Source organism: Streptomyces sp. NPDC001157, assembly GCF_053598255.1.
This window is the reverse complement of sequence record NZ_JBSFJW010000023.1, coordinates 44,961-60,695: the sequence shown is the minus strand read 5'-3', so window position 1 is coordinate 60,695 and position 15,735 is coordinate 44,961. Positions and strand designations below refer to the sequence as shown.

The window sequence follows — 15,735 nt, the reverse complement described above, 5'->3', positions numbered from 1 at the left end:
CCGGCTGCTTACCGGCCCGTTCCCGTTCCGGTCCCGGAGTGTTTCGGGACCGGGCCGGAACGGTTCCCGGAAGGGCCCTGCCGACGATCTCCGGCATGACGACATCCGAAGCCGGCGTGCTGACCGACGCGATATCAGGTCCCGACCTGCCCGAATCCGTGCCTCTTGTCTCGGAGGCGGTGCTGGAACACGCCCGCCGACATCCGGACCGCACAGCGCTGATATGCGGCGAAGAGCGGGTCAGTTACGGCGAGTTGGCGGCCGGGGCCGCCGCCGTCGCGCGCGCGATCGCCGCGGACGAGAAGCGCGCGGCCTCCCGCAGGATCGGTGTCGTCTCGCACCGGACGGTGGGAGCCGCGGTACACGCCCTGGGCATCTGGCTGTCCGGACGCTCGTTCGTCTTCCTCGATCCGGCGGCCCCGCCGAGCTCCGCCGAGCACATCCGGCGCACCGCCGGGCTGTCGGTGGTCGTCGACCCGCGCGAGTGGCCGGCCGAGCCCGCGGAGCCCGCGCCGGCCCCGGCCGTGTCGCCGTCGCCGGACGCGGAGGCGTACGTCCTGTTCACCTCCGGCAGCAGCGGCCGCCCCAAAGGCGTCTCCGTCTCGCTGCGGAACCTGGCGCATTCCAACGCCGCCCGGCTCGCGCTGTACGAGGGTTTCGGCACCCCGGTCTTCCTGCTGCTGTCCCCGTTCCACTTCGACTCCTCGGTCGCCGGGCTGTGGGGCACCCTCGCGGCGGGCGGCACCCTCGTCATCGCCGACGAGGAGGAACGCCGTATGCCCCAGGCCGTCCTCGGCCTGGTCGCGCGGCACCGGGTCACCCACACCCTGACCGTCCCCGGCTTCCACCGGGAGCTGCTGCACACGCTGCGCGAGGACGGGCGGCACCCGGACGGGGCGGCCTCGCTGCGGCTTGTGACCAGCGCCGGGGAGGCGCTGCCGCAGAGCGTCCTCGACCTGCACTTCGCACTGCTGCCCGGCGTGGCCCTCAGCAACGAGTACGGCCCCACCGAGTGCACCGTCTGGTCCACCGCCCGGATCTACGACAAACCCGGACCCACCGGCATCGGCTTCCCGATCCCCGGCACCTCGCTGCGGCTGCTCGACGACCGGCTGCGGCCGGTACCGGCCGGCGCGGTGGGGCAGATCGCCGTCTCCGGCCCGGGGGTCGCCCTGGGCTACGTCGGCGACGAACAGCAGACGGCGGCGAAGTTCGTTGACCTTTCCGCCGGGACCACGGCAGGCCCTCCCGTACGCGCCTACCTCACCGGGGATCTCGGCCGCTGGTCGGACGAGGACGGCCTCGAGTTCGTCGGCAGGCTGGACAACGAGGTGAAGATCCGCGGTGTGCGCGTGCACCTGGAGACGCTGGAGGAGGCACTGACGGCGCATCCCGACGTCCGGGCCGCCGCGGTGGTGTACGACGCGGAGAGCGCCGTCTGCCACGCCTTCGTGGTCGCGGAACCCGGCGCCGAACCGGCCGCCGCCTCGATCCGCGGCTTCCTGCAGACGGAACTCGGCGCCGCCGTGGTCCCCGACCGGATCGTCTTCACCACCACCCTGCCGCGCACCGCCCACGACAAGACCGACCGGGCCGCGCTGCTGGCGTCCACGGCCCCGCCTGCGGAGCGGGAGCGGGCACTGGAGGACGGCGCCCTCGCCGACCACATCGCCCGCGTCTGGGGGCAGGTCCTCGGCGTACCGGTGGCCCCTTCCGAGCAGGACACGTTCTTCTCGCTCGGCGGCAACTCGCTGACCGTGATCAGGCTCTCCCGGGCACTGGGCGAGCTGGCCGGCCGCCCGGTGGGGGTCAAGAACGTCTATCGCTGCGGCACGATCCCCCAGCAGGTGGATCTGTTGTCGCGGCTGTGAGCGGCGGGGTTGCCATGTCTGCGTACATCAGACCCATCAGGCCCCTGCCCGGCGGCCCCGCCCACGCCGGTGCCGATTCCGGCTCCGTGCTCTGCTTCCCGCACGCGGGCGGCTGCGCCTCGTTCTTCCGGTCGTGGCAGCCGCTGCTGCCCACGGCCCGGGTGCACGCCGTGCAGTACCCAGGCCGCGAGGACCGGTTCGCGGAGCCCGCGCCGGAGAGCCTGTCGTCCCTCGCCCGCGCGGTGACGGAGGAGATCCTGGCCGGCGACGAACGGTACTCCCTGCTGTTCGGGCACAGCATGGGCGCGTACGTCGCCTTCGAGGTGGACCATCTGCTGCGCGAGGCCGGAGTGCCGACGCCCACCCTGGTGCTCTCCTCGGCGGCGTCCCCCGCCCTGCGGCCACCGGTCCCCTACGAGAAGGACGCCGACGTACTGGCGTATCTCGAGCGCTACGAACCGCTGAGCGCGGAACTCCGGCAGGACGAGGAACTGCTCGGGCTCCTCCTGGAGTACGTCAAGGACGATCTCAGGCTCGTGTCCGGATACCGGGAGCACACCGGGAAGCGCACCGGCGCTCGGCTGGTCAGCGTGGTCGGTGACCGTGACATCCCGGAGATCCGGTCGCGGGCCGGGCGGTGGCGGGACCACGCGGACGGCGAGTTCGCCCAGGTGGTCAAGGACGGCGGGCACTTCTACCTGCGTTCCGATCCGCCCGTCGCCCTGATCACCGCCGAGCTGGCCCGCGCCGGGAGTATCAGCTCCCGTTCCACACGGACTTCCTGAGGGGGAATGCGGCATGCCGTACACACACACCGGCTCGACCGGACAACCGGGGAACCCGTCGGACCTCGACGGACTGCTCCGCGAGGCCGGTCGGCTCGTCGACGGGCGGACCTACCGGCAGGGCAACCCCTTCGACCTGTGGCGGCGGATGCGCCGGGCCGCCCCCGTGCTGTGGCACGAGCCCGGTGACTTCCCCGGCTTCTGGTCGCTGACCCGCCACGACGACATCAAGGAAGTGCTCAGGGACGCGGGCGCGTTCAGCTCCGCCTCCGGCATCCTGCTGCGCCCGCTGTCCCAGGGCGAGGACCCGGGCGGCAACCGCACCCTGGCGCTGTCCGACCCACCGCGCCACCACGTGCTGCGCTCGGCCGTCGCCGGCTGGTTCGCGCCCAGGAACCTGCGGCTGCTGCGGTCCGAACTGGACGCGTCGGCGCGGCGGATCGTCGAGACGGCCGTGGCGAAGGGCCGGTTCGACTTCGTGACCGAGGTCGCCGCACAGCTGCCGGTGGAGGTCGTCTGCGCGTTCCTCGGCATCCCGGACGAGGACCGGCCGCGGATCGTCCAGTGGTCGACGGACGCCTTCTGCGCCGCCACGCCCGAGGACCGCAGCTTGGCCCACCTGGAGATCCTGGACTACTTCGGCGGCCTCGCGGAGCGCCGCCGGGCCGATCCGGGCGAGGACCTGGTCAGCGTGCTGGCCGGGGTGCGCCACGAGGGCGAATTGCTCCCGCTCGACGACGTGGTGCTCAACTGCGACAACCTGCTGGTGGGCGGTACGGAGAACGTCCGGCTCGCCATGTCGGGCGGGATGCTGGCGCTCCTCGACCACCCGGATCAGTGGGAGCTGCTGCGCCGGAACTTCGACGACGCGGGAGTAGTGGACTCCGCGGTCGACGAGATCCTGCGCTGGACGTCGAGCGCCACGCACATCGTGCGGCGGGCGACCCGGGACGTGGAACTCGGCGGCGAGCGGATCCGCCGGGGCGATCTCGTCGTGTGCTGGCTGGCCGCGGGCAACCGCGACCCGGCGCACTTCCCCGACCCCGACCGCTTCGACATCCGCAGGTCCCCGAACCGGCATCTGGCCCTCGGCGCGGGCCCGCACTACTGCGTGGGCACCCAGCTGGCGCGGCTGGAGATCCGCGCCGTCCTGCGGGAGTTCTTGGCCCGCGTGGACCGGGTGGTGCCGGACGGCCCGGCCGAGCGGCTGGAGTCCATCGTCGTCAACGGCCTGCGGACCCTTCCCGTCCGACTGGTCCCGGCACCCACCCTGCCCGCCGGTACCGGTCCGGGAACGGGGCGGGAACGGTCGCGGTGAGCATTCCGAGTACGCGAAGCAGGCGGGCGCCGACACATCCCGGCCGGCACACGCCCGCCCTCGCACCCGCACACACCCCCACCCCACTCTCGGAAACAAAGGTGTACACAATGCGCTGCAAACTGGCCGTACTCGCCGGAATCCTCGCTATAGCCATCGCCTCGGGGATCGGAGCCCTCACGCACGAGGCCTCCGCGCCCGCGGCCGGCCACGCCGTGCTCGCCAATGGCACCGGCCCGAAGGACACCACCGGCTGAGCTTGCTGCCGGTGGGCCCGCTCACCGGCGTACGCCCGTCATTGAGGCATAGAGCTCGTTCGCGACGAGCCGGTGCTCGGCCGCCTCCCGTACGTCGCCCATGCCGTCGAGGGCCTCGGCCATCCCCTCGACGGCATGGGCCTCCTCGACCAGGTACTCGATGGCTCCGGCGTGGAAGCGCGCGCTGCGGTGCAGTTCCAGGGCCCGCTCGAACTCGCCTCTGCGGCAGTGCACCCGCCCGAGAATGTTGCGGACGGTCGCCTGCCGGGTCGCGGTCCCCTTGGAATGGATCAGGTGCAGGGCCCGTTCCGCGTACCCGACCGACTCCTCGGCGGCACCGAGCCGCTGGCTCACGTCCGCGGCGAGGGCCAGCGCGTGCGCGTACTCCTCCGGCATCCGCGACTCGTCGCCGAGTTCCAGGGCCCGTTCCACCGCGGCGAGCGCGGCCTGGTGCTCCCCGGTGCCGAGCAGGCCCGTCGTCAGATCGGTCAGCGCCGTGATCTCCACGGCGCGGGCGCCGAGTTCCCGGCTGAGCCGCACCGCGTGCTCGGCGGCCACCACGGCTTCCGGGTATCGGCCGAGCCAGGTGTACACGGTGCTCAGGTTGCACCAGGCGTACGCGCCCTGTCTGCCGTCGACCCTGTCGTGGCCCCGTTCGACCGCCCGCTCCAGATAGACCTGCGCCTCGGGGAAATGGCCGAGGCAGCTGTGCAGCAGGCCCAGCAGGCTGAGGGAACCGGCCTCGCTGTTGCGGTCCCCGTGGTCCTTCGCGAGACCCAGCGCCTCCTCCGCCACCGGGATGCCGTCCCGGAACCGGCCCAGCCGCCACCAGGCGGAACCCAGATTCGACAGGCTCACCTCCAGCAGCACGGGATCTCCGAGCCGGCGTGCCGCGGCCACCGCGATCGTCGCCGCCTGCCGGTACTCCTCCAGAAAGCTGCGCGAGTTGAGATGGAAGACGAGGTTCCGGGCCAGGCGCACCGTCTGGTCGAGGAAGCCCAGCCGCTCGGCTCGCGCGACGGCCGACAACAGCGCACCGTGTTCCCGTTCGAAGAACGCCTCCGCCTCGGCGACCTGACCGCTCGACGGCGGCCCGGCCGGCGCCGTACCGCCCGCGTCGCCGGTGCTCCCGTCCGCGACGGCACCGACCGGAAGACGCCCCGGGTAAAGGATCCCGCACGCCTGGTCCGTCACCGCCAGGAAGTGGTCGAGCAGCCTCCCGAAGGCGGCCCGTTCCTGTGCGCTGTCCGCCGCCTCCTCCTCGCGCACCCGCTGTGCGAAGCTGCGCACCAGATCGTGGAAGGTGTACCGGCCGATCTCGTGCTGCTCGACCAGGTGCATGTCCAGCAGATGCTCCAGCACCTCCTCGGCCTCGGACGCGCCGGTGCCGAGCAGGGCGGCCGCCGCGTGGGGGTCGGTCTCCGCGCCCGGGTGCAGCCCGAGCAGCCGGAACGCCTCGCGATGCCTGGCGTCCAGTCCGTGGTACGACATCCGGAGGGTGGCCTCGACGCTGCGGTCACCGGACTTCAGCTCGTCGAGCCGGCGGGTCTCGTCGCCGAGCCGGCCCACGAGATGGCCCAGGGTCCACAGCGGCCGGTTGCGCAGCCGGGCCGTGGCGATCCGCAGGGCGAGCGGCAGGTTCCCGCACAGGGCCGCCAGTTCCGCCGCCGCCTCCGGCTCGCCGTCCACCCGTTCCTCGCCCAGCGCGCCGGTGATCAGCGCGAGGCTGTCCGAGGGCGACATCGTCCCGATGGACATCCACTCGGCCCCGTCGATGCCGACCATGCGGATACGGCTGGTGAGCAGCCCCAGGGAACCGGGGTGGGTGGGCAGCAGCGGGCGGATCTGCGCCGCGTCCGCCGCGTTGTCCAGCACCAGGAGCACCCGCCGGTTGGCCAGGGTGGCCCGCCACAGGGCGATCCGGCCGTCGAGGTCGTCGGGGATCCGCTCCCCCGGCACGCCCAGGGTGCGCAGCAGGGTGCCGATCACCGTGCCGGGCCGTGTCGGCTGCTCGCCCGGGGTGAATCCGCGCAGGTCGACGAAGAGCTGCCCGTCCGGGTACCGGCCGGCCAGCTGGTGCGCGGCCCGGACGACGAGCGCGGTCTTGCCGCTGCCTCCCATGCCGTCCACGGCCACGATCCGCACCGCCCCGTCCTGCGGAGGTGCGGCGTACGCCAGCAGCCGGCTCAGTTCCTGCTCGCGCCCGGCGAAGTCCGTGAGGTCGTGCGGCAGGGTGCACGGTGCCGCCGCCGGCGAGGGCTCGGGCTCGCCCTCCACAGGTGCCTTCGGTACGGCCGCGGGCTCCGCCGACGGCCCGTCCGGCAGGGCCAGTTCGGGGCTGTCCCGGAGAATGGCCTCGTGCAGCCGGGTCAGTTGGGGACCCGGGTCGATGCCCAGTTCCTCGACGAGCAGTTCTCTGGCCTTGGCGTATTCGGCCAGTGCCTCCGCCTGCCGCCCGGAGCGGTACAGCGCGAGCATCAACTGCCCGCGAAACGTTTCTCCTAATGGATGTTCGGCGACGAGCTCGCGCAGATCGCCGATCAGCTCTCGGCTTTCGCCGAGCGTCAGCCGCAGCTCCATCAACTGCTCCACGGCGGCCAGCCGGCGCTCCTCCAGTACGACGGAGGCCGCGGCGATCACCGACCCGCCGCCTCCGGGCATCACCGGGCCGCGCCACAGCACGAGAGCGGTGCGCAGCAGTTCGGCGGCCTCGGCGGGGTGGCCCGCCTCCAGCGCGTTCCGTGCCTCGAGCAGCCGGTCGGAGAACAGGCTCAGATCGAGTTGCTCCCGGGCGACGTCCGCCCGGTATCCCGGACCGTCGGTGACGATCACCGAAGGCCCGTCCGGGATGCGCTGGCGCAGATCGGCGATCGCCTTGCGCACCTGGTGCGCCGCGGTGGCCGGCGGCTCGTCGTCCCACGCGGCCTCCACCAGCCGCGACACCGGCACCATCCGGCACGGGTCGAGCAGCAGGGTGGTCAGCACGCGCATCTGGAGGGGCCCGCCGAGTCGCAGCCGGACTCCTCCGGCTCTGACTTCCAGCGGCCCCAGGATCGCGAATCCCACCTCTCCACGCACACCGTCGTCCACTCCGCGTCCCCCCTCGGCTCTACGCGTGGTGATCTTAAGCGCTTGCCTGCTCGCGGAACATTAAGAAATTCAGAAATGATCTACATGCCTGCAACGGCCGGATGCCCGCGTCCTCAAGGCCCCGGAACCAGCTCCACAGATCACCGGGCCGGCCCCCCGGTTCCCGGCAGAGGTGGACCAAGACCTCGGCCGCCGCCGCGATGAACTGCAGATGTCGGGCAGAGCCAGCAGTATCCGCTGCTGGAAGTGGTCGTCGGGATGACTCAGGCCACCCCGACGACCACTTCCAGCAGACGCCCGCCGCGCCTGCCCTGCAATGAACTCATGCTCGGCTGCCGTCCCTAACCCGGCGTGACCAACCGCGCCTCATAAGCGAACACCGCCGCCTGTGTCCGGTCCCGTAGCCCCAGCTTCACCAGGATTCTGCTGACGTGGGTCTTGATCGTCGACTCGGCGACCACCAGCTGCTCGGCGATCTCCGCGTTCGACAGGCCCTGGGCGATCAGGACCAGGACCTCCGTCTCGCGTTCGGTGAGGTCGCCGTAGGCCGCCATCGCGGAGTGCATCGGGCGTGGGGCTTCCGACAGTTTCGAGAACTCCGTGATCAGGCGCTTCGTCACCGAGGGGGCCAGCAGGGCCTCACCGGAGGCCACCACCCTTACGCCGTCGGCCAGTTGGCGGGCCGAGGCGTCCTTCAGGAGGAAGCCGGAGGCTCCCGCGCGCAGGGCCTGGTAGACGTACTCGTCGAGGTCGAAGGTCGTCAGGACCAGGACCTTCGCCGTGCTGTTGGCGGCGACGATCTCCCGCGTCGCCTCGATGCCGTTCAGTTCCGGCATGCGGATGTCCATCAGGACCACGTCGGGGGTGAGTTCGCGGACACGGTCGACCGCCTCGCGGCCGTTCACCGCCTCGCCGACCACCTCGATGTCCGGCATCGCGTTGAGCAGGACCGAGAAGCCCTCGCGCACCATCATCTGGTCGTCCGCGATCAGGACGCGGATCGTCATGCTTCTCCTTCGCTCGCGGCGGCGACCGGCAGGAACACCGTCACCTCGTAGCCTCCTTCGTCCGTCCGGGCCGCGGTCATCTCGCCGTTCAGCATGGTGACGCGCTCCCGCATGCCGGTGATGCCGTGGCCGGCACCCGGCGAGGGCTTGACCAGGGAGGGGTTCGGTGGCGGATCGTTCACTATGCGCAGTCCGAGGCCCCCGAGGACGTACGACACCTCCACCTTGGCAGCCGCGCCCGGTGCATGGCGCAGGGTGTTGCTCAGCGCCTCCTGCACTATGCGGTACGCCGACAGCTCGACGCCCTGCGGGAGTTCGCGTATCGCTCCGGTGGTCGTCCTGTCCACGTGCAGGCCCGTCTCCCGCACATTGGCGAGGAGTCCGTCCAGGTCGGCGAGGGTGGGCTGCGGGGCGTCCGGGGCCTCGTAGTCCTCGGCGCGGACCACACCCAGCACGCGGCGCAGTTCGGTGAGGGCCGCCACCGCGTTCTCGCGGATCGTGGCGAACGCCTTCTCCAGTTCCGGGGGCGGGTTCTCCACCCGGTAGGGAGCGGCCTCCGCCTGGATGGCGACGACCGACATGTGGTGGGCGACCACGTCGTGCAGCTCGCGGGCGATGGTCGTGCGCTCCTCCAGCAGGGTGCGCCGGGAGCGCTCGTGCGCGGTCACCGTCTGCTGGGCGGTCACCTCCTGGCGGGCCTCGTGACGGATGTGCCAGACGGAGACCGCGAGGAGGATCAGGGCGGAGAGGGACAGCAGCTGGGCGGTGTTCGAGTCGAGGGTGCCCTCGGGGCCGGCGGGGAAGATCTCCACCGCGGCGCCGTACACCCCTGTCAGGACCCACATCCAAGCCGCCGTGCGCGGCCTGGTGCGCATGGCAACGATGGTGAGCACGAACAGCTGGCAGACGAAGCTGCCGGGCAGCCACGGCCACGCGTCGCCCCAGCTTCTGCCGACCACAGCGGCTACCGGCGTCGCCGCCATCGACAGCCAGAACGCGCCGACCGGCCGCACCATGGTCAGCAGGATCGGGCCCAGGGCGAGCAGGCTGAGGAACAGGTTGACACCCGCGCTGCGGTAGTCGCTGTGCGACGCGATGAGCACCGCGAAGAGGCCGGCCGCGGTGATCAGGGCGTGCGGCGTCCAGGTCACGTACTCCCGCAGCCGGCCGGAGAAGCGGCGGACGAGCGGGGCGTCGGCGCTCAGGCGCGGCAGCGGACGGTAGGCGAAGGCGTCGTGGAACAGGTCCTGCCGCATTCCGCGCAGGGCGTCCGCCGCCGCCCTGAACTCCGGGCTGTTCGGCTTGTACGGCGCGTACGCCCTGTTCGGAGGCTCCATCTGCCTGGTGGGCTCCGGTGGTGTCGGCTGCGTGTGGGGAGTCTCGGTCACGTGGAAAACCGTAGGCCGTGGCCGGGGCTCGGTCGTCACCAGTGAGAAGGGTCCTTCGGCCTCCCCCTCAGGTACTACGGGTACGGGCCGCGGGATCGACGGGTCAGTAGCCGGACGGCCGTACCAGCCCCGACTCGTACGCGAACACCGCCGCCTGCGTGCGGTCCCTGAGGCCCAGCTTCACCAGGATGCGGCCCACGTGGGTCTTCACGGTCTGCTCGGCGACGACCAGGCGCTGGGCGATCTCCGCGTTCGACAGGCCCTGCGCGATCAGTGCGAGGACCTCCGTCTCGCGCTCGGTCAGGTCGCCGACGCGTTCCTTCAGCGGGGCGCGGGGCTTGTCGTCCAGGCGGGAGAACCGGGTGATCAGCCGCCGGGTGATACCGGGCGCGAGCAGCGCGTCGCCGGCCGCCACCACCCGTACCGCCTCGGCCAGCTGGTCCACCGACGCGTCCTTGAGGAGGAACCCGGACGCGCCTGCGCGCAGCGCCTCGTACACGTACTCGTCGAGGTCGAAGGTGGTGAGCACCAGCACCCTGATGTGCGGTGTCGCCTCGGTGATGCGGCGGGTGGCCTCGATGCCGCCGAGCTCCGGCATGCGGATGTCCATGAGGACGACGTCCGGGGCGAGTTCGGCGACCTTGGCGACGGCGTCCAGGCCGTCGACCGCCTGGCCGATCACCTCGATGTCCGGCTTGGTGTTGAGCAGCACCGTGAAGCCCTGCCGGACCATCTGCTGGTCATCGGCGATCACTACCCGGATGGGGCTGTTGCTGCTGCTCGTCATGCGGTGTCGTCCTTCGGGTCGGTGGCGGGGTCGGGGGCATCGGGCAGGTCCGGGCCGTCGGCGCGCGGGTCGACCGGCAGGAAGGCGGAGACCTGGTAACCGCCGTTCGGCCGGGGGCGTGCGGACAGGTCGCCGCCGAGCATCGCCGCCCGTTCCCGCATACCTAGCAGACCGTGCCCCGCGCCCGGAGACGCCGGAGGCTCGTGCAGCGGACGCGAGTTGACGACTTCCACGCGCAGTCCGAAGGGGACATAGGCGACTTCGACGCTCGCGCTCGCGCCGGGTGCGTGGCGCAGCACGTTGCTGAGCGCCTCCTGCACGATCCGGTACGCCGAGAGCTCCACGCCCGACGGCAGGGGGCGCCGCTCTCCCGTGGTCCGCGTGGTCACGGCCAGACCGGCGGCCCGGGTGTTCTCGACGAGCGCGTCGAGCCGGTCCAGGGTGGGCTGCGGGCTGTGCGGGTCGTTGCCGCCGTCGGCCGGTGTGTCCGTGCCGGGGTCCTCGGAGCGCAGCACGCCCAGCACCCGGCGCAGTTCGGTCAGCGCCTCCAGCGCGTTGTTCCGTATGCCTTCGAGGTTCTCCCTGAGCTCGTCGGGCGGGTTCTCGACGAGATGCGGGGCGACCTGGGCCTGGATGGAGATGACGGACATGTGGTGGGCGACCACGTCGTGCAGTTCGCGCGCGATGCGGTTGCGCTCCTCCAGGAGGGTGCGCCGGGCCCGTTCCTCCGCGGTGAGCGTGGTCAGCCGTCCGACCTCCGCGCGTGCCTCGCGGCGGCTGCGCAGCACAACACCGAGCAGGACGGCGACGGCGGACAGGGCGATCGCGAGCGGGCCCGTCGACTGCTGCGGGCCGGCGGACTGCGGGTGCGGCGACTCCCACAGGATCTGCAGGACGAGGGTGACGAGCACCGTCAGGGCCAGCGCCTCCACGGACACGCGGGTACGCACGCGCAGGGCGAGCAGCAGCAGCACCAGCAGCTGGGAGAGGATCCCGGCCGCGGTCCAGGGCCAGGTGAAGTCGTGCGCCGCGCCGCCGGTCAGGCTGAAGTGCACCGCAACGGCGCCTACTACGGAGCCCGTCGTCGACAGCCACCAGGCCGGGATCGGCCGCCGCAGCGCCAGCGCCACGGCGCCGCCCTGTGCGAGTCCGATCAGGAAGCCATAGCCGAAGCCGAGACGTCCGTTGTCCGTCAGCTGCGCGACACCGCCGAACGTGATCCCGAACGCGGCGACACACAGCACGCCGTGGGGGACCCGCCGCAGCCGCCCGAAGGCGGGCAACGGGTCCGCTCGGGCCGTCCACAGGTCGTCGCGGAGCACGCGCAACCAGCGCAGGACGCGGCCGCCGAACCGCCGCTGGATCCCCGTTTCCGTCACGCGGCAACCCTAAGCGGACCAGGTGAGGTCGACCGCGGTCCGGCAGCGACCAGAAGGGGCGAGGGGCTGTGTCGCCGTGCGGCTCCGCCGCGGGGAGCGACCGGCAGCAATGGCGCCGCAGACGATCGACGACATGTCGCGGCCCCGCGGCGGACCCGAAACCCGGCAGAACCGGCGGAGCGCTCAGGCACGATGGGCGACCCTCGCTCCCGCCCCGTCCGGGCCGCCGTGGCGGCGGATCACCCGGGAGGGACCGCTGCTTCTGCCGCGCGGGCTCCGGTGCTCGTAGGAGTGGAACGCTGTCCAGCAGACCGTGAGCGCGAGAGCGAACACGGGGAGCCAGGCCAGGCGGAACGCCACCCAGCCGAGGCCGTCGGGGGTGGAGTGCAGTCCGGGCAGGTGGCCTGCCGGGAGGGCGGTGGCGGTGGTCGCCATCATGGCCGTCTGGTGCCAGAGGAAGATCGTCATCGCGGAGAGGTTCACGAAGGCCACCGCCGCCCAGGCCAGGGGCCGGCGCATGGTGCGGCGCAGCCGGTCGCGCAGGAGCAGGGCCAGGCCGCACTGGGCCAGGCCGAAGGTGACCGCGGCCAGGGTCGGCGGGTTGAGGTTCGAGATCGTCTGCCCCGGGACACCGACCATCGAGGCCGGGTAGCCCGCGAACGCGACCAGCAGAGCCGTCGCCGCCGCACCTGAGGTGAGCAGGATCCAGCCCGCACGGGCGCGGTCCAGTTCGCCACGGGTCCAGGCCGCGCCCAGGGTGTACGGCACCAGCCAGCCCGCCGCCAGGTTCACCCAGCCGAGGCCCTGCGGGGCGCCGAGGCCGAAACGGAGAAGGTCCACATGGAGGACGACGGCCAGCGGCCACAGGGGGTTGAGCCGGGTGAGGAGCGGGGTCGCCGCGGTCAGCGCCGCGAAGACCAGCAGGAACCAGAGGGGTGAGAGGGCGAGTTTGACCAGGGTGTGGATCGTGTCGGGTTCCGCGCCCGAGAGGAACAGGGCCGTCGCGGCGATCGTCCAGAGGACCAGTACGGCAGCCACCGGCTTGAACAGCCGCGAGAGGCGGGCGGTCAGCCACTGCCGGTACGGCGTGCCCTTGGCGCGGGACGCCGTGTAGCTACGGGTCGCCACATGGCCGCCCACCAGGAAGAACACGGCCAGGGTCTGGAAGGCCCAAGAGATCGGGGCCAGCCACGGCATGTGCTGGAGGGGGCTTGAGGCGTGCAGGGAGCCGCCGTCCGCCACCAGGGCCGTGACCAGCCAGTGGCCGAGGACCACACCGAGGATGGCGAAGGCTCGCAGGGCGTCCACGGCGCGGTCGCGGTCGGCGGGAGTGGCGGCGTCGATGCGGTCGGCGGCCTTGTGCAGGGCACTCTGTCGTGCGGTGCCGTGTCGCTCTCGTAAGGCGTTCTCTCGTACGGGGTTCTCTCGTACGGGGTTCTCTCGTACGGCGCCCTGTTCCACGGCGCCGTGTCGTATGCCGTCCCACACGTGGCGCACGCTCGACTCACGCACGGGTCACCTCCTTGGTGTCGCCGAGCACGATGCGGGTGAGGTTGGCCAGGGAGACCGAGCCCGGCCTGAAGTAGTCGCTGTGGCCGCCGGGGCCCGCCGCGAAGACGCGGGCGCCGAAGGCCGGGGACACGGGGTCCGTGCCGAAGCCGACGGTCCAGCCGAACAGGTCCGCCCTCACATGGGGGACCTCCTCGATCCAGTCGTCGGCGCCGCGGGCCGCCCAGACGCGGGCCCTTGTGTGCAGGGCCGCCGCCGTGTCCGCGCCGCTGCCGGGGCTGCCGACGAAGGCGATGTCCTGCACGTCCAGGCCGGCGGCGGCGCGGGCGCAGACGACCGTGCCGTAGGAGTGGCAGAGGAGGGAGATGTCGGCGTTGCGGCCTGCTATTCGGCGCAGTTCGGCGATGAACTCTCGCAGGTGCGGGGCTGCTTGGTCGGCGCGGTCCGTGGTGAGGACCGTGGTGCTGACCGTGCCGGGGGTCTGGTAGCCGAGCCAGGCGACGACGGCGATGCGGGTGCCTTGCGGGGCCTGCCGGACCAGGCGGTCGTGCAGGGCGACTGCCGTCGCGCGGAAGCGGTCGTAGGTGTCGAGGGAGGTGTCCGAGCCCGGGATCAGGACGGCGATGCGGGTGGCGTGGGCGAGGTCGCCGAAGACCTCCGTGGCCTGGCCCTCGCCCCGGCCGTCGTAGGCGAGGAGGTGTCGGGTGGAGGCGGCCATGGCGCGGTCCGCCGTGGCGCGTTCGTGGTCGCCGTGAGCTGCGGCCATGCGGGACGCCTGGGTGGCGTTGGTGCGGTTGGCCTTGTAGGCCGCGTCGAGGGTGGTTGCCGTGAGGGGGGCGAGGGCTGCCGGGGGTGGGGCGGGGATCTCCGGTCTTGCTGCGCCCGAGAGTGGGGCGACCACGGCGGCGGTGATGAGGGCCGCGAGGGTGGCTCGGCGCCACCTGTGGGTGCGGCGGCGTTTGGGCCGGGGTGGCGGGGGTTCGCTCGCCGGCGCTTGCCGGGTGCCGCCTTTCATTGGGTCGGGAGCCGCCCCAGGCGGCACGAATGCCCGCAGGCTACGGCGGGTACGGCGAGTCGCGCGGCCCGATGCCATCGCCTCAGCCCGCGCGAACGCCCGCAGGCTGTGCCGGGAACGGCGAGTTGAACGGCCCGACGCCGCTGCCTCCCGAACCCCCGTGTCGCGCCCCATGGTCGTCCCCCCTCCAGTTCGCCCGGCCATCGGGCTTGTCTGGAAGGGAAGTTACGGACTGTGATCCGTCGTCCGCGTCACGCCAGGGAGCTGTCCTGAGTCGTAGCTCTCAGGTACTACGGGTATGAAGGGGGCGGGTCACCAGGCCAGTTGAGCGATTTCCTCCGCCACCACCGCGCAGGCGTCCGCCGCCGGGTCGATCAGGGGGAAGTGGCCGACGTCCTCCAGGAGCGTGAGGCCCACGACCTCGCCGGCCTTCGCTGCCGCGTCGGCGTACGACTCGGCGACCGCCTGCGGGACGGTGAGGTCCGTGCGGCCCTGGACCAGGGTGGTCGCGATGCCCGTCGGGAGCAGGAGCGACGGGTCGGCGTACGGACGGCGTTCGGCGAACTTCTCCTCACCGCCCAGCAGTTGACGCGAAGCACCGCCGCACACGTCCAGTTTGTCGGCGACCTCGAAGTCGGCGATCGGGGCCAGGGCGACGACCCCGCGCAGCGGTGCGGGGCGGTCGATGCGCCAGGGGGCGTCGGCGGGGAGCAGATGGCGGGCCGCGACCCACAGGGCGAGGTGCCCGCCGGCCGAGTGCCCGGTGATCACCATGCGGCGCGGGTCGGCCCCCGGAAGGGCCTCGCGGACGAGGGCGGGCAGCGCGTCCAGTGCGGCCGCGGCGTCGTCGAAGGTCTCCGGCCACCGGCCCGCGACAGGGTTGCCGCCCTGGGCCGGGATGGCGCTCCCCCGCCGGTACTCGACACTGGCCACCGCGAAACCCCGCCGGGCCAGGAAGTCCGCGAACGGCGAGATGTGCCGGCGGTCGTACGGCGCCCGCCATGCGCCGCCGTGGAGGACTACGACCAGCGGGGCCAGGCCGCCGGGCGCCACCTCGGTGCGCGGGGCATAGAAGTCGATCAGCTGGTCGGGATGGTCACCGTACGCGGCGGTGGAGTCGGGATCGACCGCCGGGTGCGAGAACGCCGACTCCTCTTCGGCGGCGGCCCGGGCAGCTGCGGCGGCGTCGTCCGGCATGCTCCAACCTCTCAGCGACGTAACAGGTTTGACGGACCAGGTGGGAAATCGGCCGTTGGCGGGGACGGTATCAGGCCGGTGACGTGGGCCGACACGGGGATGTCACGCTCGGTGAGGGGAAACGGTTCTGTA

At 72.3% G+C, this 15,735-nt stretch carries 12 protein-coding genes; 4 read left to right on the top strand and 8 right to left on the bottom strand.

The window, feature by feature from the left end:
- Positions 1-95: 95 nt before the first annotated feature.
- From ACWDAG_RS31675 to ACWDAG_RS31660, 4 genes are all read left to right on the top strand, one after another.
- Positions 96-1,871, top strand: coding sequence for a non-ribosomal peptide synthetase (locus ACWDAG_RS31675; RefSeq protein WP_450698965.1), 1,776 nt, complete (start codon positions 96-98; stop codon positions 1,869-1,871).
- A gap of 14 nt (positions 1,872-1,885) precedes the next feature.
- Positions 1,886-2,656 (top strand): thioesterase II family protein, encoded by a 771-nt coding sequence (locus ACWDAG_RS31670; protein ID WP_450698964.1) that lies wholly within the window; start codon positions 1,886-1,888, stop codon positions 2,654-2,656.
- 13 nt (positions 2,657-2,669) lie between these two features.
- Positions 2,670-3,974: a cytochrome P450 gene (locus ACWDAG_RS31665; protein WP_450698963.1), complete on the top strand. Its 1,305-nt coding sequence runs from the start codon at positions 2,670-2,672 to the stop codon at positions 3,972-3,974.
- A gap of 110 nt (positions 3,975-4,084) precedes the next feature.
- Positions 4,085-4,231, top strand: a complete 147-nt coding sequence (locus ACWDAG_RS31660) for a hypothetical protein (protein WP_450698962.1) — start codon at positions 4,085-4,087, stop codon at positions 4,229-4,231.
- A 21-nt stretch (positions 4,232-4,252) separates the two neighbouring features.
- On the opposite strand, the gene ACWDAG_RS31655 is transcribed toward ACWDAG_RS31660, so the two are convergent.
- The 8 genes from ACWDAG_RS31655 to ACWDAG_RS31620 form a co-directional block, all read right to left on the bottom strand.
- Positions 4,253-7,297 carry a BTAD domain-containing putative transcriptional regulator gene (locus tag ACWDAG_RS31655; protein WP_450698961.1) on the bottom strand — a complete coding sequence of 1,015 codons (3,045 nt, stop codon included), beginning with the start codon at positions 7,295-7,297 and terminating at the stop codon, positions 4,253-4,255.
- Positions 7,298-7,662: 365 nt separating this feature from the next.
- On the bottom strand, positions 7,663-8,328 hold the full coding sequence (locus ACWDAG_RS31650; protein ID WP_450698960.1) for a response regulator: 666 nt from the start codon (positions 8,326-8,328) through the stop codon (positions 7,663-7,665).
- Positions 8,325-9,716, bottom strand: a complete 1,392-nt coding sequence (locus ACWDAG_RS31645; protein ID WP_450698959.1) for a sensor histidine kinase — start codon at positions 9,714-9,716, stop codon at positions 8,325-8,327. The genes ACWDAG_RS31650 and ACWDAG_RS31645 overlap by 4 nt, the downstream gene beginning before the upstream one ends.
- Positions 9,717-9,819: 103 nt before the next feature.
- Positions 9,820-10,503, bottom strand: a complete 684-nt coding sequence (locus ACWDAG_RS31640) for a response regulator (protein ID WP_450698958.1) — start codon at positions 10,501-10,503, stop codon at positions 9,820-9,822.
- The gene (locus ACWDAG_RS31635) at positions 10,500-11,882 is read right to left on the bottom strand and encodes a sensor histidine kinase (RefSeq protein WP_450698957.1); all 1,383 of its coding nucleotides are present in this window, start codon (positions 11,880-11,882) and stop codon (positions 10,500-10,502) included. The genes ACWDAG_RS31640 and ACWDAG_RS31635 overlap by 4 nt, the downstream gene beginning before the upstream one ends.
- Positions 11,883-12,065: 183 nt before the next feature.
- Positions 12,066-13,247 (bottom strand): acyltransferase family protein, encoded by a 1,182-nt coding sequence (locus tag ACWDAG_RS31630; protein WP_450699036.1) that lies wholly within the window; start codon positions 13,245-13,247, stop codon positions 12,066-12,068.
- Positions 13,248-13,386: 139 nt separating this feature from the next.
- Positions 13,387-14,406: an alpha/beta hydrolase gene (locus tag ACWDAG_RS31625; RefSeq protein WP_450698956.1), complete on the bottom strand. Its 1,020-nt coding sequence runs from the start codon at positions 14,404-14,406 to the stop codon at positions 13,387-13,389.
- Positions 14,407-14,718: 312 nt separating this feature from the next.
- The gene (locus ACWDAG_RS31620) at positions 14,719-15,603 is read right to left on the bottom strand and encodes an alpha/beta hydrolase (RefSeq protein WP_450698955.1); all 885 of its coding nucleotides are present in this window, start codon (positions 15,601-15,603) and stop codon (positions 14,719-14,721) included.
- Positions 15,604-15,735 lie beyond the last annotated feature (132 nt).